Source organism: Dactylosporangium darangshiense, from assembly GCF_039537565.1.
Classification (GTDB): domain Bacteria; phylum Actinomycetota; class Actinomycetes; order Mycobacteriales; family Micromonosporaceae; genus Dactylosporangium; species Dactylosporangium darangshiense.
In genome coordinates this window covers 1-17,910 of the sequence record NZ_BAABAT010000072.1, presented here as the reverse complement: position 1 = coordinate 17,910, position 17,910 = coordinate 1, and the positions used below count along the sequence as shown (strand labels likewise).

General features: G+C 67.5%; 15 protein-coding genes and 2 pseudogenes. 7 read left to right on the top strand and 10 right to left on the bottom strand.

Annotated elements, in window-relative coordinates:
- The first annotated feature begins 200 nt into the window (after window positions 1-200).
- A complete protein-coding gene (locus ABD901_RS54295) occupies window positions 201-2,210 on the top strand; it encodes a hypothetical protein (RefSeq protein WP_345143107.1) in 2,010 nt (669 codons plus the stop codon).
- Between the two features lie 234 nt (window positions 2,211-2,444).
- Window positions 2,445-2,657: pseudogene (locus tag ABD901_RS59380) on the top strand (IS6 family transposase); the annotation flags it as partial.
- Window positions 2,658-3,072: 415 nt separating this feature from the next.
- Here the strand turns inward: ABD901_RS59380 and ABD901_RS54280 are convergent.
- Entirely contained in the window at window positions 3,073-3,426 is a 354-nt protein-coding gene (locus tag ABD901_RS54280) for a VOC family protein (RefSeq protein ID WP_345143104.1), read from the bottom strand.
- A gap of 108 nt (window positions 3,427-3,534) precedes the next feature.
- On the opposite strand from ABD901_RS54280, the gene ABD901_RS54275 reads away from it, so the two are divergent.
- Window positions 3,535-4,500 (top strand): helix-turn-helix transcriptional regulator, encoded by a 966-nt coding sequence (locus ABD901_RS54275; RefSeq protein WP_345143096.1) that lies wholly within the window; start codon window positions 3,535-3,537, stop codon window positions 4,498-4,500.
- Window positions 4,501-4,720: 220 nt separating this feature from the next.
- Here ABD901_RS54275 and ABD901_RS54270 read toward each other — a convergent pair.
- The 3 genes and pseudogenes from ABD901_RS54270 to ABD901_RS54260 all read right to left on the bottom strand — a co-directional run.
- Window positions 4,721-4,951: pseudogene (locus ABD901_RS54270) on the bottom strand (IS3-like element ISAar45 family transposase); the annotation flags it as partial.
- Window positions 4,952-5,318: 367 nt separating this feature from the next.
- Window positions 5,319-5,615 (bottom strand): hypothetical protein, encoded by a 297-nt coding sequence (locus ABD901_RS54265; protein WP_345143093.1) that lies wholly within the window; start codon window positions 5,613-5,615, stop codon window positions 5,319-5,321.
- Between the two features lie 63 nt (window positions 5,616-5,678).
- Window positions 5,679-7,106, bottom strand: a complete 1,428-nt coding sequence (locus tag ABD901_RS54260) for a hypothetical protein (RefSeq protein WP_345143090.1) — start codon at window positions 7,104-7,106, stop codon at window positions 5,679-5,681.
- Between the two features lie 446 nt (window positions 7,107-7,552).
- Here ABD901_RS54260 and ABD901_RS54255 point away from each other — a divergent pair, with 446 nt between their 5' ends.
- Entirely contained in the window at window positions 7,553-7,909 is a 357-nt protein-coding gene (locus tag ABD901_RS54255) for a hypothetical protein (protein WP_345143087.1), read from the top strand.
- A gap of 137 nt (window positions 7,910-8,046) precedes the next feature.
- On the opposite strand, the gene ABD901_RS54250 is transcribed toward ABD901_RS54255, so the two are convergent.
- On the bottom strand, window positions 8,047-9,018 hold the full coding sequence (locus ABD901_RS54250) for an oxidoreductase (RefSeq protein WP_345143084.1): 972 nt from the start codon (window positions 9,016-9,018) through the stop codon (window positions 8,047-8,049).
- 147 nt (window positions 9,019-9,165) lie between these two features.
- On the opposite strand from ABD901_RS54250, the gene ABD901_RS54245 reads away from it, so the two are divergent.
- Window positions 9,166-9,774 carry a TetR/AcrR family transcriptional regulator gene (locus ABD901_RS54245; protein ID WP_345143081.1) on the top strand — a complete coding sequence of 203 codons (609 nt, stop codon included), beginning with the start codon at window positions 9,166-9,168 and terminating at the stop codon, window positions 9,772-9,774.
- A gap of 282 nt (window positions 9,775-10,056) precedes the next feature.
- Here ABD901_RS54245 and ABD901_RS54240 read toward each other — a convergent pair whose 3' ends face one another.
- Entirely contained in the window at window positions 10,057-11,553 is a 1,497-nt protein-coding gene (locus ABD901_RS54240) for a S53 family peptidase (protein WP_345143078.1), read from the bottom strand.
- A 667-nt stretch (window positions 11,554-12,220) separates the two neighbouring features.
- On the opposite strand from ABD901_RS54240, the gene ABD901_RS54235 reads away from it, so the two are divergent.
- Entirely contained in the window at window positions 12,221-12,577 is a 357-nt protein-coding gene (locus tag ABD901_RS54235) for a hypothetical protein (protein ID WP_345143075.1), read from the top strand.
- A gap of 136 nt (window positions 12,578-12,713) precedes the next feature.
- On the opposite strand, the gene ABD901_RS54230 is transcribed toward ABD901_RS54235, so the two are convergent.
- The 4 genes from ABD901_RS54230 to ABD901_RS54215 form a co-directional block, all read right to left on the bottom strand.
- A complete protein-coding gene (locus ABD901_RS54230; RefSeq protein ID WP_345143072.1) occupies window positions 12,714-13,268 on the bottom strand; it encodes a DUF4240 domain-containing protein in 555 nt (184 codons plus the stop codon).
- 187 nt (window positions 13,269-13,455) lie between these two features.
- Entirely contained in the window at window positions 13,456-14,109 is a 654-nt protein-coding gene (locus tag ABD901_RS54225) for a DUF998 domain-containing protein (protein ID WP_345143069.1), read from the bottom strand.
- Window positions 14,110-15,056: 947 nt separating this feature from the next.
- Entirely contained in the window at window positions 15,057-15,683 is a 627-nt protein-coding gene (locus ABD901_RS54220; RefSeq protein ID WP_345143064.1) for a hypothetical protein, read from the bottom strand.
- A 316-nt stretch (window positions 15,684-15,999) separates the two neighbouring features.
- Complete coding sequence (locus ABD901_RS54215; RefSeq protein ID WP_345143061.1) at window positions 16,000-16,704, bottom strand: septum formation family protein; 705 nt, start codon at window positions 16,702-16,704, stop codon at window positions 16,000-16,002.
- Window positions 16,705-17,367: 663 nt separating this feature from the next.
- On the opposite strand from ABD901_RS54215, the gene ABD901_RS54210 reads away from it, so the two are divergent.
- Window positions 17,368-17,769, top strand: a complete 402-nt coding sequence (locus tag ABD901_RS54210; protein ID WP_345143058.1) for a hypothetical protein — start codon at window positions 17,368-17,370, stop codon at window positions 17,767-17,769.
- Window positions 17,770-17,910: the final 141 nt, after the last annotated feature.

The following is a 17,910-nucleotide window of genomic DNA, read 5'->3' as shown; positions in this document are numbered from 1 at the left end:
ACAGCACGCGAATGCGGGGAGCAATGTGGGAGCAGCCCGGTGCGCTCAACAGCGCTGTACCGCGCCGAATAGCCCCCTACTGTTGCCTACTGCTCCCCGGTTTCCGCCCGTCGTCGGCCGGGCCTCGACGGGCATCGGCGCCGACGCAGATCCGCTACAGTCATGTTCCTTTTCCGCTCCTCCTGCCCGATGGGGATGACATGCGCATCGCGCGCACATGGGGTGTCATCGGCGGCGTGGCCGCTGTGCTGGTCGCCCTCCTTCCGGGTGCGGCGCAGGCCGCCCCGGCCACTCCGTACAGCGTCATGGCGATCCAGGTGCCGACCAGGCCCACCGTGGTCGCTGACGGTACCAACAGCACGTTCCAGGTCACCTACTCGCAGCCCGGCGCCGGCACCGGCAACCGTGAGGCACTCATCTGGTCCGCCAACGTGAGCAACGACCGCGGGGGTACCACCGCATACGCCGCAAAGATCTTCTCGGCCGTTGGTCAACGACTGTCGGCGGGCGCGACGTACACGAGCGGGACCGGCACCGGCGTCTGGACGGCGATCGTCACCACCGAGGAACCGAGCTGCCAGGTGGGCGCCGGCACCCTCACCGTGCACGACCTGACCCGCGACGCGCAGGACGCCATCACCTCGATCGCAGTGAGCGTGCACAACACGAGCTGCGGCCTGCGCGGCGAGCTGCGGTACCGCTCGCCCACCGGGTACACCGCCTGGGACGTCACGCCGGAGGCCGACCTCGGCACGATCGACGTGCACGCCACCACCCCCGTGACCGGGGCCGTCACGGTGACCGCCAACGGCACCGAGCCGACCACGATCGGGTCGATCGGGCTGGGCGACGACGCGTCCAGCGTGCTCAGCGTCACCGGCGGCACCTGCGCGGTCGGCGTCACGCTCGCGTACGGGCAGACCTGCACCGTGCAGCTGGCCGCGAAGGCAGTGCCGGCCGTCACTACGTATACCTTTGGCCTGTACGTCGGCGACACGACCGGTCGCTCCCGGGAGATCCCAGTCAGCGTCACGGGCACCGTGACATCGGCGGGCAACTTCTACCCGATCGGCCCGGTCCGCATCGTCGACACCCGATCGGCGCTCGGCGGGTACCCCACGCTCGGCCCCGACAGCCGCCTGTACCTGGCGCCGAACGTGCACGCGTCGGCCCTGGTCCTCAACGTCACGGTCGTGAACGCCACGGCCGACAGCTTCCTGACGCTCTACCCCGCCGGCAACGCGGCCCCGCCCACGGCGTCGAGCATCAACTTTCCGAAGGGTGCGGTGCTGGCCAACTCGGTCACCGTCGCCACGGGCACCGGCGGGGGCGTCGCCGTCTACAACCGGGCCGGCCGCGTCGACGTGATCGTCGACCTGGTCGGCTACTACGCCGATGCCAGCGGGTCCGACAACTCGAACACCACTGGCGGTCAGTTCTTCCCGCACACGCCCACCCGCGTGCTCGACACCCGCAACGGCCTCGGCCAGGTGCCGGGCAACAGCGAGATGGTGCTGCCGGTGGGCTACGGGGTGCAGGCGAACCCGCACGTCCGCGCGCTCGCCGTCAACGTGTCCGCGGTCAACGGGCGGGCGGCCGGCTTCCTCACCGTCAATGGCGCGTCCAGTGACGCGTTGCACCAGGGGACGTCGCTGCTCAACTACACCGCCGGCGCCGCGGTGCCGAACATGGCGGTCGTCCCGACCATCATGTCCGCCGGTCTGCCGACGATCAGCATCGCGAACCGGTCGTCGGCCGCCGTCGACATCGTGGTCGACGTGGTCGGCTACTACGACGACGGTCTCAAGGCGGGCGGTCTGCACTTCCGGCCGGCGCTGCCGACCAGGCTCATCGACACCCGCCAGAGCGGGGCGGTCGGCCCGGACAGCTCCGTCACGGTGACCGGCCCCGCCGCGCACGCCCTGGCCCTCAACATCACCGGCGTGCAGCCGACGACGAGCACGTACCTGACCGTGTGGCCGGCCGGCGAGACCCGCCCGACGTCCAGCACGCTCAATCTCAACCCTGGCGAGATCCGCTCCAACGCGGCGATCACCGGGCTCGGCACCGGCAACCGGTGCAGCGTGTACAACGCCGGCGGCTCGACGCACGTGGTGGTGGACCTGGCGGGGACCTTCGATCCGCTGCCGGGGACGGCGTTCCCGGCCGTGACCACACCGGCGGCCGGCGTCCCCCGCATCGTTCCGTGATCCGTGCGGTGCCCTTCCCGCTCAACAGGGGAAGGGCACCGCCCGCTTCGTCACGCGCCGGGTCGCACCGTTGGTTTCGGGACCGACTGCAGGAGCGGGGTACACGGCTGGGCGCCGTTGCATTGAGCGTTGGCAAGATCGAGGCAGACTTGAGCGGCGAAGTTATCGACCAGACCCGATCCGTGGCAGCCTGCGAAGTCGGCGTCCGCCGGGTTCCGGTTCACGGCGGAGGTCATCGTCGTCGCGGTGCGCGGATATCTGCGGTACAACCTCTCCTACCGCGACGGCGAGGAGTTGCTGGTCGAGCGCGGCATGGAGGTTGACCACGTCACCGTCTGCCGGTGGGTGCAGCGGTTCACGCCGCTGCTGGCCGACGCTGCCCGGTTCTGTCGGCACTCACCCGGCGGCAGGTGGCACGTTGACGAGACGTACATCAAAGTCAACGGCAGCAGGGACGTCGCGCCGCTGACCGCCGCCCTGGCCGAACCACCACCACGCGTGGCTCTGCTCGCGAGTTGTGACACCAGCGGCTCGCGAGTTTTGACTGCGTACCGGCACCGCCAAATCGGGCCGCTTGGTCGCCCTACCTTCTGCCAGCAACCATCTCCCCGACTGAACTCGTGACCGGAGTGCCGGGGTTCAATGTCTAGGAGGCAGACACTTGTACTTACGGCGCCGGGACTCAAGATGCCCATTTCAGCGGCGACGTGGGCGATGGGACGTGTCTGGCACCGCTTCACGAGCTGCCTGCGGCCCTCGACGGTCAGGGGCGCATTCGCGTGGGGCACTCGTCGTTGTCCTCTCGAAGTCGGACAACGGCAGGCGCGGCACCTGACGTGCGCGCCTGCCGTATTGTGGCCATTCAGTCCTTCGGTGCGACCCGGATACGGTTCCCGTCAGGATCGGCTGCGAGGAAGGTCAGCCCGAACCCCGCATCGTGAGGCTCGTGCAGGATCGTGACGCCCTTGGACTGCCACTGCTTGAAGATCGCGCTGACCTCGTCAGGTCGTCCACCGCCGATGGCCAGGCAAACCTCACTGGTACGCGGGACGTCCGGCGACAGATCCTCGAACTGGCCGGACCACAGAGCGAGCTCAGCGCCTGGCCCGAGGTCGAAGGTGATGTATCCCGGAGTCTCGAACGAAGGGCTCATGCCGAGGAGGTCGCCGTAGAAACGAGCTGCGGCGGGCGCGTCGTTCACGTAGACGATGGACACGACGGATGTGGTCATGGTTGTTCCTTCTCGCTGGTCGTAGGTACGCATCCACCAGCCTGGCCGGAATATGCGCCGCATCATGTCGCAATTTCTTGAGAAACTTGGTGGGTGACCCCGGACCGTTTCTTCGCCCTGATGCTGCTTCTCGAATCGCGGGATGGCGCGACCACACAGGAGCTTGCCTCGGCGCTCGGGGTTTCCCTTCGAACCATCACCCGGGACCTGAACTGGCTCCGCGACGCCGGTCTGCCGGTGACCGCACACCGGGGCCGCCTCGGCGGCGTGACCATGCTGCCCGGGTCCGGGCTCGACCTCACGCGACTTACGCCTGGCGAGCGTGATCATCTCTCGCTCATTGGGCTGGATGAAAAGCAACGCGCGGAGCTTGACGCATCGGTCGAGAGCCGGCGCGCGCTCGCCAAGATCGCCGCTACACAGTCACCTCGAGTTGATGAGCTCCTGCCGCTCACCGACGTAGTGCACGTGGACAGCCGTCCCTGGCTCCAGACACGAGCTTCCGGCACGACTCCGGCTTCGCTGATCGGCGCAGTGCGGCGAGGTCGCCAGCTACGGATCGTGTACGACAGCCCACGCGAGTCATGCCCACGCGACGTGGTCGTGGATCCCTACGGGCTGTTCGCCAAGGCCGGCATCTGGTATCTCGTCGCCGACTGTGCCCGAGTGCCACGGATGTACCGACTCGAACGGATCATTACGTGGAAAGAAGTCGACCAGCCACGACGGATCCGCGAGAACCAGACCCTGGCCACCGTCGCTGCTGCGCTCATTGATCAGTGGGAACATAACCACGCGATAGAGGTCAGCGCCACCGTCGACCAGACCCAGATCGAGCGAGCGCAACGGATTTTTGGCCTGCGACTCGTCCGGGACGACCATGAAGAGTCCGCCACCGGCCACAAGGTAACAATTCGCTTCCTGCATCTGGAGGACGTGCGAGCATTGCTGCCGTTCGGGAGTGCCATCACTGTGCACGGCCCCACCGAAGCCAGGGCTCACCTCCGCGCTCTCGCCACAAACCTTGCCCACCACTATGCGCCGTCACCAACGTCCTGACCAGCAACACCTAGTTGTCCTCCACGTGCTGTTGGCCGAGTAGGAGGGCAAGGGTGCCCCCTGGCCGCTCGTCGTCGACGGCGCTGAAGCAGTAGCGCACGCCAGAACCCGTCGGCTGGCTCGATCGGCCGGATCGCCGCCGCAACACGCTGGGACTTGACAGGGAACTGGGGTGCCCGTTCCACGACGACCGGTTCTGGGCCGCGCTCAAGACCGACAGGTCGAGGACGTTGTTCTGCAGCAGGCCGAAGAACGATTCCATGGCGGCGTTGTCGCCAGCGGCGCCGACCGTGCCCATCGATCCGATCATGTGATGCTGGTGCAGTGCGCGGATGAACTTCCGGCTGCGAAATTGCGACCCGCGGTCGGTGTGCAGCACGCAGCCGGCCACGTCACCCCGCCGGGCGACGGCGTTGTGCACCGCGTTGACGGCCAGCCTCGATTTCATGCGATCCGCCTACGGGCCTCACGCAACTCGACAGACTCAGTCCTGCTCACCCCGGGCGCGGCGCCTTCGTCGATGTCGGCCTGACGCAGCCACTTGACAACGTCATCGGGTGGACCCGAAGTCCTTGGCGATCTGCTCAACCGTCACACCCGGATCACGGTCACGGGCGACCCGCACGACATCATCGCGGAACTCACGGGGGTAGGGCTTGGGCACAGCAACATCCTTCCAGCCCGCCATCACGGCAAGCCATCTCAGATTTCACCTATAGGTGCAGCAGACCCAGCCCTTGTCAGTAACGGATTGGTGGCGCTGCGCGTTTCAGGTGGTCCGTCGAGGAGTACCAGTGCTGCGGCGACGGTCAGACCGATCATGCCTGGGTCGAGGCTGACGTGGCGTAGGGCCTTGAGCACCGCGTTGCCTGTTCGGTGCGGGCCCGGGCGTGGGCTTGGAGCCAGTTGAGTTGCTTGTGCTCGTCGGTAAGGGTGGCGTTCTTGGGTTTCTTGACCGGCAGGGTGAATGTGGCGGGTTCGCCTTCGTAGCCGAGGTCGGCGAGGGTGGATAGGTCGTCGCCGGTCCACTCGCTCAACGCGGCGAGGATTTCGGGGTGGGCGATAGCACGTACGTCAACCACATCGAGCAGATCGCCGCCATCCTGGCTCGCCACGGCCAGGAGGATCGGCTGCGGGACTTTGTCGCCGGTGCCGGCGGCGTGTATGCCGCCTACCGCCTACCGCCTTGCTCGAGGAGCCCAGGGGATTGACACGTTGAGCTTGCGGCAGGGAATTGTTGCGGTCCAGTAACGGCTTTTCGTGTGCGTGGAGATGGTGACCTCGGACTTGGCGCCGTCCGCACACTGCTCACGGGCCTGATCCACGGCCGTCGTCCACGACCGGGCGAAGGCCCGGTGGTTGTCCACCCGGAAGTTGGCGCCACACACCACGACGAGCACCGTGGCGAGTACAACTACGGGCACGTTGCCGGGCCCACGCCAAGCCGGCCCGGCTGGCGGGAGCAGCGCGGCCAGTCCGGCAATGGCCAGCAAGCCGGGCGTGTACAGGTACCGATCGGCCGTGGCGCCCAACGACGCCAACTCGATGCCGGTCAGCAGGAGACTGTAACCGAACGCCGCGATGGCCACATGCCACCTCGGCCGGGTCACCTTCAACAGCGCCGCCGCTACGATCGCCAGCACCAGCAGCCAGGCTGCCGCCACCAACGCCCGGTGCTCGGTGGTATGCCGCACCGTCTGGCGCCACCACGTCTCACCCAGCAACGCATTGGGGATGGACCACCCGACGTACTCTTTCGCCACCCACACCGGGTCCACCCGAGTATGACCGATGTCGCCACGCGACGAATAGCCCAACGCGAGTCCGCCGTACTGCACCGCGGCGCCGATCACGAGCCCGACCATCATCAGCAGCCCGGTGCCGTCGCGGCGAACCAGCAGCCGGATGGCCAGCAGCGGCAGGCCAATCGCCGAGAGTGGCGTACTTAGTGCGACGAGCAACACCACCGTGGGTGCGATGATCCGGCCCACCCGTCCGGCCGGAACCCAGAGCATGAGCCAGAACAACGCGTACATGAGCTCGAACTGCAACGTCGCCAGGTTGTCGATGACCGACCCGCCGTCGTGCCCCATACCGCCCTGCCCGACCGGGGCCACCACCAGTGGCGCTGCCGCCAACAGGCGGATTACCGTCGAGTTGACGTGACTGCCGCTGGCCACGTACACCAGGACGGACAGCAGCGCGGAGGTGAGCGCCGCCTCGATGGTCATCACGGCGGCCGCCCAGCTCACCGGCAAGAACGTGGTGACCTCGGCGAACACCCGCGGGATCAGGTGGAAATAGCCGTTCATCGAGGTCGTCACGGCGTCCACAAAGGACATGTTCAGGGCATCGGTGACGAAGATCATCCCGTCCTCGGCCCAGATCGAGTCGAACGGCCCATGTCCCCCTACCCGTGCCAGTCCCACGGCCGTCCCAGCGACCACCGCGGACGCGGCCAGCCCGAGGCCACGCAACGTGACCGGGGTGGACCGGGCGTCGGGGAACAGGGGGCTGAACCAGCGTCGCAGTCGGCCCGGCTCGGCGTGGTCTTCTGTCGGAGGGGTGCTGCGGCATGGCGCCGAGGTATCGGCCACCGCGGTCATCTGGGCTCCTCCGTCATAGGGTGTGTCTCTTCAGGAGTGACTGTCTACATTGGAATGTACCTACAACAAGGTCCACAACGGGATCGGCGAGCCGGTCGGTCCTGCATCATTGCGATACCGACTCGTCGCACCTGGCGAGTCGGTAAGGCTGCGGATCTGGACCGACGGACGGATGTTGCCCTTCGACCTCGACCTCTTCTTCTGGTTCGAAAGCGCGTAAGCCGGTGTCATCCGGCGCAGGCCAATTCTGTGTGGTATTACCGCGGTGCGGTCTGGTTGTGAGACACGGCAACTGGCGCTGAGCAGGCCGTGCTTTACGGATATGCGGGCTCGTGGATGCGGTTGCCGGTAGCCCCTCGTGGCCGAGATCGGACGAACGCGCGTTGTCCGCGGCAGATGCGGACACTCGGGCGTGACGTCGTAGCACTTCGGCTCAGGAGGTGGCCATGCGGCCGGACGTACCGAGTCTGGAGATGATGGAGGCGGCGACTGCGGATCTTCTCCGGCTGGCGTTCATCGAGATCAGATTCCTGAGCGAGGAACTCCACGATGAGGCATCGCCCCAGGTCGTCGCCGCGCGACGCAAGCCGGTCAACGCCATCGCCCACATCTGTCACGGACTGCCTGGGTTGCTTGCGCCGCAGCGACGGCGTCACCTGGCGGATGGCTTGCGGTACCTGTGGAGGACGTCCAACGCCGCCAAGCGACGCTGGCTGCGCTCCTGCTGGGATCAGGTCGGCTACGACCACGGATGGCTGACGCAGTCCAGGCCAGAGCTCGGGACAGCCGCCCCTGAGGACTGAGCCGCGGCCTGGCCGGGATGGTCTCGGATCGGCGCGAGCTGAAGCGCACGCACAGCGGCAGATGAGTGCGCCGCGTAGCGTGCGGCCGTGTCCTTCCGCATGCGCTTGTGAACGCGCGGTCTGTCCTTCTCCTGGCTTCAGTCGGTGTGTGGGGCGGTTTGCTCGGCGAGCCGGTAGTTGACCCCGGTGAGTCGCTCGGACTCTTCCCATAGGCGCCGCTGGAGGTCGGCGTTGTGGGAGCGGGCGCTGGACTTGACGCGGGTCGGGTGTCCGGTGAACTCGCCCGGGCCTGCGGGTCCGTAGTAGTCGCCGCCGGTTGCGACGGGGTCGACCGCCGCGCGCAGTGTCGGGAGGGCGCCCATCTGCGCGCTTTGCAGGAGCCACGAGTTGAGCAGGCGCAGGCGGGGACTCAATGCGACACGAACCCAGCCGGGCATGTGACGGCCGACCTCGGTGTACGCGTTGCCGGGGTGCGCGGCAACGGCGATCGTGCGTGCGCCGATCGCGGCCAACTGCCGTTGCAGTTCGTAGGTGAACATCAGGTTCGCCAGCTTGGATTGCCCGTAGGCGGCGTTGAGACCGTATCCGTGTTGGAGCGCGAGGTCGTCAAGGTGGATGTCCCCGCGCCTGTGGCCGCTACTGCTGACAGTGACGATGCGGGAACCGGGCACCGCCAGCAACCGATCCAGCATGAGTCCGGTGAAGGCGAAGTGGCCCAGGTGGTTAGTGCCGAAATGCAGCTCGAAGCCGTCTTCGGTACGAGCGTAGGCAGGGTGTATCACCCCGGCGTTGTTGATCAGCAGGTTCAGGCATCGGTGGTTGGCGTGGAACTGCTCGGCGGCTTGGTGTACCGAGGCGAGTGAGGCCAGGTCCAGACGTAGCGTCTCGACTCTTGCCCGGGGCGCGGCGGCGCTGATCTGGCTGGCGGCTGCCTCGGCTTTGGCAAGGTCGCGGCAGGCCAGAACCACGGTGGCACCACGTGCCGCGAGCACCTTGGCCGCCTCGAAGCCGATGCCGGTGTTGGCGCCGGTGACCAGCGCGGTCTTTCCCTGCTGGTCGGGCAAGTCGGCGGTAGTCCATCGCTCGTTCGTAGCGCCGCGCCTGTTCATGGCAAACCCCTCTGACAAGGCTCCAGACCGCTCGCAGCTGCACTATCGGCGTCCGGTCTACAATCGGAACGGTCGTCCCGGTCGGTCGGAACTATACGGGACAGCCGTCCCGGTTGTCTATTCGAGCTCTGGAGCGTGGATCCACCGATGAGGGACCAACCCGATACCGCCGTGCCGTCCGCCGCCTCCGTTGAGGGGGAGCGGCCGTTGCGTGCCGACGCTCGGCGTAACCGGCAGCGTGTCCTGGAGGTGGCCGCCGCCGCGTTCACCACCGAGGGACTCGGGGTGTCGGTACACGAGATCGCCCGTCGGGCGGGCGTGGGCACCGGTACCGTGAGCCGCCACTTCCCTACCAAGGAAGCGCTGTTTCAGGCGATCGTGCTGGACCGCATCGAGAGGTGCGTGACGACCGCTCGCACACTGGCCGAGACCCAGGATCCCGGCGGGGCGTTCTTCGCCTACTTCGCCTTTATGGTGAACGAGGGCGCCGCCGACCACGCCCTAGCCGACGCACTAGTCGGCGGTGGTTTCGACATCGAAGCCGCCGCGGCCCGCTCCGAACACGACATCATGGGCGCCCTGCACCAATTGCTCACCGCCGCCCAACAAGCCGGATCGATACGCGCTGACGTCGACACCGCAGACGTCAAAGCCCTTATCGCCGGCTGTCTGGCCCGTGAACGCCATCAAGCCGATCAAGCCGCCCGACAGCGCATGATCACCATCGCCCACAACGGCCTACGCGCCCGCCCGTAGCGTGACGTGCGACGCGCTTCCATTCCGCGAACAAAACTGAGCGGCACCGACGCCACCATGCGGTGCGCGCTCATCGGCACATGAGTGAATTGATCAAGCACTCCTACCGGCCAGGCCGCAACCCACCGTAGTGTCTCGTCTCGACGGATCCGGATGTAGGTCTTCGTGGCCGCCAGCCGATGTGTGGGCGACCACGTTGGGATTGTCCAGCAACTACCTGACGCCTGTTGACGACGGCCGGGGCCGGCGGCACCGCCGCCGGCCCCGGTTCCTGCCCGTCGTTCAGCTCTGGTGCGCTGCGAGGACCAGGTCCGGCAGCAGGACCGCGGCGTTTGGCGTTCCGAGACCGGTCACCGGATCCCAGCCGGTGGTGGCGGGGTAACCGGGGATTGTCGGGTCCGCCTGGTTGTTGCCCGTCGTCACGTCGTAGAACGCGGCGGCGTAGCGGGCGGGGTCCGCACCGATGCGGTACAGCGCCGGGTTGATGAGCCCCAGGCCGCCGCCGTTGATCTGATCGGCGATCGCCACCAGGCCGGCCCACTGCGGGCAGGACAGCGACGTGCCGCCGATGTCGTACCAGCCGGTGCTGCACGGCGTCGCGCCGCACATGAGGCCACGCTGGCCGTCCGGCGGGAGGGAGACGTATACGAGGGCTCCCGTGGTCGAACTGGCCTGCAGCGCGATGTCCGGGACGCCCCGCATCGAACCGATCGGCGTGCTGCCGGCCGGCAGCTGGTTCTGGTACTGCGGCTTACCGAACACGTGGCTGAAGCCACCGCCGGAGGCGACCCAGCCGACCTCGGCCACGCCGGGGTTGGCCTGGCAGCGGGTGGGCGGGTCGTTGCTGTCGGCCACTCGCGTGGTGGTGTTGTTGGGGTCGGTGCACAGGTACGTGCCGCCGACACCGGTCACCAGCGGGTCGGACGCCGGCCACTCGACAGTCGGGTACGGGAACGTTGAGCCGCCCTTCCCGACCGGCTTCTTGCCGCCGTTGGCTGAGCCACCGTCACCCGACGAACCGAGGACGGTCACGCCGTTGGCCGCCGCGGCCTTGAACGCGTCGCGCAGCTGCTCTATCGAGGCAGTGCTGCCGAACGCGTCCTCCGCCGAGGCGAACGACTGCGAGATGACATTCGCCAGGTGGTGGTCGACGACGTACTTCTCCGCGTTCATCATCGTCGGGAAGCCCTGGACACCCAGGGTCTCCGCCGTCGGCGTCGTGACGAGCAGGATGTTCGCCATCGGCGCGATCGCGTGGGCGGTCTCGACGTCCAGGGCGACCTCGAGCGCCCAGGCGCTGCGGTCCTCCTGGCCCGGGCTGTGGTTCTGCGCCGGCGGCGCCTTGGTGGCGGGCGACCCCTGCACATTCAGCTCACTGAACGTCGGCATGCCGGGTGCGCAGGTCACGTCCTCTTCGCCACACATCGGCTGGAGGCCGAAGGCGGTGTCGAAGACGTGTAGGTCGTGGGCCATGGTGTCGCTGCCGAAGCTGTCGACGATCGCGATGGTCTGGCCGCGACCGTTCCAGCCGGCGTCGTAGAGCGGCTGCAGGTTGTAGGCCGCTCGGATCGCCTGTGGGCTGAAGCAACGCCGACCGGTGGAGGCACACTGCGCCTGCGTGGGTGGCGTCTCGGAGGTCGTGACCTGGACGAAGTCGGCGACCGTCGGGTGGAAGACCGCGACCCCCGCCGGGTTTGCCGACGCAGCCGCGCTGAGGCCGGCGAACACCAGGCTCGCGCTCGTAGCGCAGCTCAGGAGTCGACGGTGATGATGGTTCATGCAACCTCCCGGAGGCATGGTGTGATCGGAACGACACCGCGGCCGGTTCCGGGATCAGGGACACGACGGTCGCCTGACCGGTCGACAATGACGCATTCCTAAGAGCGGGACAGGGCCCGAGATCGTCACACCCGCTGGTCTCTGTCATCGCCGACGACGCTGGACGTCCCGCGACAATCCGGGTGGCGTGGCCGGTGTTGCCGCCGCGATCGACCACTGTAGGGAGTACCCGACCGTGCGCTTGTCGTAGACAAGTTTCACGATGCGGTGCCAACCTGCGCCTGAACTGCCCGGACATTGTTGCAAGCGCAGGGCGGGCCGTCGGCGGCGTGCGGGTGGTCGGGCGGCCCTGCCGACAAAGATCGAGACTGTCGCAAGCAAGTCGCCGGTGCGGTGTCACAGTCGGACAGGTCGTGGCCTCTAACTCTGATGTCGATGGCATTTGGCCATCCGGAACAAGTAGTGGGGCAACGATGACCTATTTGTGCAAATCTTCCGGGCGAAGGTCGATCATGATCAGACGCTCACTCATCGGCAGAGTCGGATGCCCTGCCGCGGGAAGCTCGACTACTCGCTGTCACGATGGATCGAGTGCCGGCGAGCGCGATCGGCGGCAGATGCGGACACTCGGGCGTGACGTCGTAGCACTTCGGCTTAGGAGGTGGCCATGCGGCCGGACGTACCGAGTCTGGAGATGATGGAGGCGGCGACTGCGGATCTTCTCCGGCTGGCGTTCATCGAGATCAGATTTCTGAGCGAGGAACTCCACGATGAGGCATCGCCCCAGGTCGTCGCCGCGCGACGCAAGCAGGTCAACGCCATCGCCGACATCTGTCACGGACTGCCTGGGTTGCTTGCGCCGCAGCGACGGCGTCACCTGGCGGATGGCTTGCGGTACCTGTGGAGGACGTCCAACGCCGCCAAGCGACGCTGGCTGCGCTCCTGCTGGGATCAGGTCGGCTACGACCACGGATGGCTGACGCAGTCCAGGCCAGAGCTCGGGACAGCCGCCCCTGAGGACTGAGCCGCGGCCTGGCCGGGATGGTCTCGGATCGGCGCGAGCTGAAGCGCACGCACAGCGGCATGAGCGTGCATCCGTGCGCTCGCTGGCAGGGCTGCGTGTTCGGCATTGATGCCGGTAAGCCCGGTACGTCTTCGGACTACAGGTAGATCTCGGCCAGGCGGGGGTACCGGGCGTGCACCGCGTCGTCGTCTTCGTGGTCGAAGTCGTCGCCGAGCAACGGTCCGTTGAACGTGTCGGCGGGCAGCTCGGCCCGGGCCGCGGCGACGGCGGCGTAGAAGTCGGCGTCCTCGTCGAACGCCGCACGCCCGACGCTGAGTATGCTCTCGCACAGCAGGAAGTCGTCGTCCGGGTCGATGCCCAGTTCGGCGAGCGTGTCCGGGTCCCGCAGGGCGCACTCCCAGATGCTGCGGCCCTGCGTGACGAGCCAGCCGCGGAAGTAGTCGAAGGCATCGTCGGAGCAGCCACCTCTCATGAGGTAGGCGGCGCCCCATAGGTTCCAGTCGTAGGACTCCGCATCGAGCGCGGCGTAGCGCAGGTCGAACGCGACGGCCGCCCCGCGGCCGAGCTCGGCGAGGCGTTGCCCGACATTCTCGGCCACCTGCTTGGCACCCTCGGCGGTTCGGGTGTCATCGATGCCTTCACGGGCGCGGTCGACGATTGCCCAGAACTCGTCCTGATCCATGATCGCCATGCCGCGATCCTGCCATGCCGCCCCGGCCCATCGGGTGCGGACACGGCAGACGTCTCATGATCGGGTGTGCGCTCATCGGCAGAACAGGAAGCCTCACCTTCGCCGAGCCTGCTACCGGCAGTAACGAAGGCTGACGGGCCGCCGCGCACCAACTGCGGCATGAGAGCGCAGCCGATCGAGGTAACCGTCAGCCCTGCGATGGCGTCGTCTGGCGGGTTGGCGTGCGGATATGGGCGGATAGGGCGAGCAGCCACGCCGCGTACGTCATGAACAGGACGCGGGGCGGCCAACCCTCCGGCGGGATCATTGCCGACAGGATCCAATGCAGCACCAGCCCGGCGACCGGAAGCCAGGCCGTCCATCGCAACACAGCAGATGCCGTGGTGGCACCGCGGGCTAGTCCTGTGCCGAGCAGGACCGCAGCGAGGGGTAGCAGCAGCAGCGCGCTCAATCCGCTGATCACGTGCAACGTGCCGATCGTCGTCAGTTCGCTCAGCGGCGTCGCCAGTGGATCGGCGATGAACACGCCGACCCCGGCCGTGCCCAGGGCGCAGGCCCCTAGCACGCCGAGGCCGGCCCGGCCCGCCCGTCCGTGCACTACGGGCCGGAGCGCCACCAGCAGGCTGGCGTAGCTGACAGCAGCTGTGAGAAACGCCAGCATCATGACCCAGCCATGACGCCCGATGGCGTACTCACTGACCGGTTGGTGGACCGGGTCGAGCTCCGGCCGGATGAAGATCGTCACCAGCAACAGCACCTGGTACGCGACGATCGCCGCCGCGGAGGTCCTGGCCGCCACGACCGCGAACGGCGGGGCGTCCACGGTGGAGTTGGTCGTCATTCGTGTCTCCCGTGTCGAAGGGTCCGCACGTCGTGAACGTCGGAGCGGTCTTCGGCAACCGGACAGTCTCGCGCTGATCGGCTGGGTGAGCTTGTACCCCGCGACATCCTCCACCGCGCGATGTGTTACAACGGCACACTCAGGACGCCGACGGCGTGGCTGCCGCTGGGTGCTGGTGCCCAATCGCGGCATGACAGGATGGTGCGAAGCTCGGGTCAGTCGGGTCGATTGCCGTTACGTGGCGCACCGGGGATGTCGTGGAACGTCGATACGCCGAATATCAGTCGGTGACGCCATGGCGCCGCGTGCAACTGAACCTGGTCGGCTGGTCGGCGAATCGCGGTGCTGTGTCTGGCTGGAGCGGGAGTTTGTTACGGCGGGAGCCGGCTCGTTGATCTGCCGGTCGGGCCCTGCCTGGCCGGGGGTGCCGTGGCGGTACTGGCCGGTCTGCTCATCCAGGATCGCCGGCGACGGGCCCCCTCCGGTGACCACGGTGCAACCGAACGCTGACCGCTGCGCCGCTGGACCATTGCTCCGCGGTGCCCGGGTCGCGGCAAATCCGGATGCCGTTCAGACGCTCGGGCGGCTGTGTCAGGATCTCCCGGTGGTCATGGAGCCGGTTCCCAGCTACGAGGACTTGATCTGGCTGTTCGAGACCGAGTCGATCTATCGGTACACGGCCGACGAGTGTGAGGCCGGCTATCAGTTCGACTGACGGGAGCTGTGGCCCTACACAGCGGTGACGTTCCGGACCAGTCGAGCCGCCTACGACATCGAGATGTACATCGAGCCGGGATACGAGCTCGTCCGGCTGCGGTTACGGACCGGTCCCGAGGACGCGGAGCTGCTCCACCTTGACCTGCACAGTGCCCGGACCGTCGGAGTCGAACGCCTCCGGACGCCCGGATGCGGTGGCTGGCTGCGCCTCGAGCGGGTTCGATGGTTGTTCAGCGGAGGTCGATCGGTTGCAGTCCGATCCTGACCAGACGAACCCGTCCGGCGGCGTCTCTGGCAAGTCCAGGAACGCCTGACTGGCGGAGGGTACGGACCTCGAACAGCACGTTGCGCTCGTGAACGTCACGGTATCGCCTCTGGTAAGCCTCATACCGCGCACCGAGGACGAACTGCAGGAAAGCGGTCAACGGGCGGTCGAGCCAGCTTCGGCGGTCGTGACGCCACTGGAAGCGCGCCCATTCGTAGCCGTCGACGAACTCGCGGACCTTCACCAGCCCGGTAAATCGCAGTCCGATCAACGCCCTGTGATCGAAGTCGACGCCGGACAGACCCGTCACGCGGCGCTCGAGAAAGTAGGTCCCGGTGACGAACGTGCCGTTCAGATAGGTTCGTTCGTCGATCACCTCGAGGACGAAGACCCGCTGCCGGTGGTCGCAGACACAGAAGGCAGCCTTCTCTTCGCCTTTGCCGAGGTACACGCAGCGCCAACGCGGATCCGGGAAGTGCAGCAACCGGTCGGCGTATGTCATCGCGGCGAACTGCTGGTCGTGCCAGGCGGTGAAGTCCGCCGCAATGGCCTTCGACACCTCGACCGGGGCGCCGCCCATGCTGACGATCACGGCAGCCCCCGAGTGATGCCGGCCGGACGGGCAGCTCGCGTCCTGTCCACCCCGTCGGGCACGACGGCAGCGTTCGCTGCGTCGGTCTGCACCACGACCGGAAGTGTCGCACTCGTGAGGCATCCGCACATCGGCATTTCAGCGCACCGGCCAGCGCCGGGCGCTCGCCACGCGGCGTGACGGAGTTCGCCGACCTTGCGCTCGCGGTCGGCTGCAGAACAGTGCGCCGACTCCGTCGGCAAGGTTCGCGCTCCTCTTACACGACCGACGAAGGATCCGGGAATTGACGCCGTCGCGGCTTGTGACCTGGGGGTTCTCAGGCGGGTACGTCGCCGAGGCCGCGGACGGAGCTGTTCACCTTGTGGCGGAGGAACACCCAGCACCGGGCGCTGCGATCCCCGCCTGCCCAGGTCGACGGTTCGCCGGTCGGCAAGACGCCGACCGTGACGTCGCGCTGGCGCATCAGGTCCACGGACATGGCCATGTACACGCGGGCCCGGTCCCGGCACCCGCCGCCGAACGCCGCGTCCAGCGCCGCAGCCGTATCCGGGAAACCAGGCGCCGCCGACTCGGCCACTCCGACGAACTCCATGTCGTGCGGTTCGTTGCACGACACCCGCTGCACCCCTGCCCACACCCCATCCGCGACGAACTCCACGGCGCAGCCCAGCACCAAGTCGCTGGACGGCCCGTGCCCTGCCAGGTCGCCGTGCACCGACCCCTGGCGGACGTGGACGCTGTCGATGTCCCCGCCCAGGACAAGGACGTCGCAGCGATACCATCGCGCCCCGGTCCGCCACTGCTCGGCCGAGGGGGCGAACAGCAGCAGCGACGTGTGCTGGGTGCGCCAGTCCGCGCCGAGGTATTCCTCGGCGGTCCGCCCGCATCCAGCGAACTCGCTGGTCAGCTCGGACCGCTGTGGCGATGCGCCGCGCCGGGCAAGGTCGTTGCGAAGCCGGCCGACCGCGACGGTTTCCAGCTGGTGCGGGACGTCGCAGTCCACCTGCTCGGACGGTGTCATCTCGGCCACCAGCACGACGTGCAGCCCTTGCCCTTGCCAGCATTCACCGATCACGGGTTCGGCCGGGCGGCCGGGTCGGTCCGGCTCCGACGGCCGCAATGCGACTGACAGCACAACTGCGGCGAGGGGAGTGAGCAGAACCGCCCCCAGCTTCGCCGCCATCGGCCACTGCCGCACTGCCATCATGATCCCCTTCCACCCGGGCGGCATTCTGCCACTCGAACCGGCCCCGGGCTGCCCGGCTTCCGGGCTCCGGTGGAGTGCCTGAACGGATGGTGCCCACGCTTGGGGCGCATCCGGGATGACCACACATCCGCTCATCGGCAGAAGCGGATGCCCTGGAGCACTAGCGTCGTGGACGGCCGGCGTCACGGTCCGTGTCCGGCATGCTCAAGGCAGGTGTAACCCATCAACTGAAGTCACCGTGTAACGGATCTGCGGAGTACGACACACGTGATCTGCTCGTGTCCGGTCTCAGGACCTCCCACTAGGACAGGCGTGGAGTCACGAGGCCGACAACCACCTGTTCTTCCCGGGTGTGGGCCCGTCGACACAGACCGAGTACGAGCCGGCCCAGCGCGTCGGCCCGGCCGTGGTCGCCGAGATTGCTGGGTGGGTCACACGCGCGTTGAAGTGCTCCCGGGCGTGGTCTACGGTGTTCTTGTGGTTGAACGTGTTCAAGTTGTGCTGGCGCCGGTCATCTGGGATCGGCTCACCGTGGGGGCTGGGGTCGGCTACGCCACGCTCGTGTCGGTGCTGCTGGCGGTCGGGTACCCCAGGTTGACGCCGCTGTACGTCATCTGTGCGCTGCTGACGGCGGTGCCACTGGCGTTCCGGGACCATCTGGACTTCCGCGCCGTGTGCCTGCTGGTCGCCGTCGTGCTGGTGCCGATGGCGCTGTTCGGGGTGTTCTTCGGTCTGTTCGTGTATGCGCCGGCCGCGCTGCCGCTGGTCGTGGCGGCGCTGCCGACACCGAAGCGGTACCAGCGCGAGAAGTTCGTTGCGGTCGGGGTCGTACTCGCCGCGGGCCTGGTGCTGTTCGCGATTCAATTCGCACGATTCTGAGCGGGCCTTTGCGTGCTAGGGCATGTCTCCTGGATCTTGGTGGGATGATCCATACCATCCGGATTGTTACCCGCACGCCATGACTGCCCGATTCGAACTCACGGACGCCGAGTGGGACCTGCTGCGCCCGTTGCTGCCCGC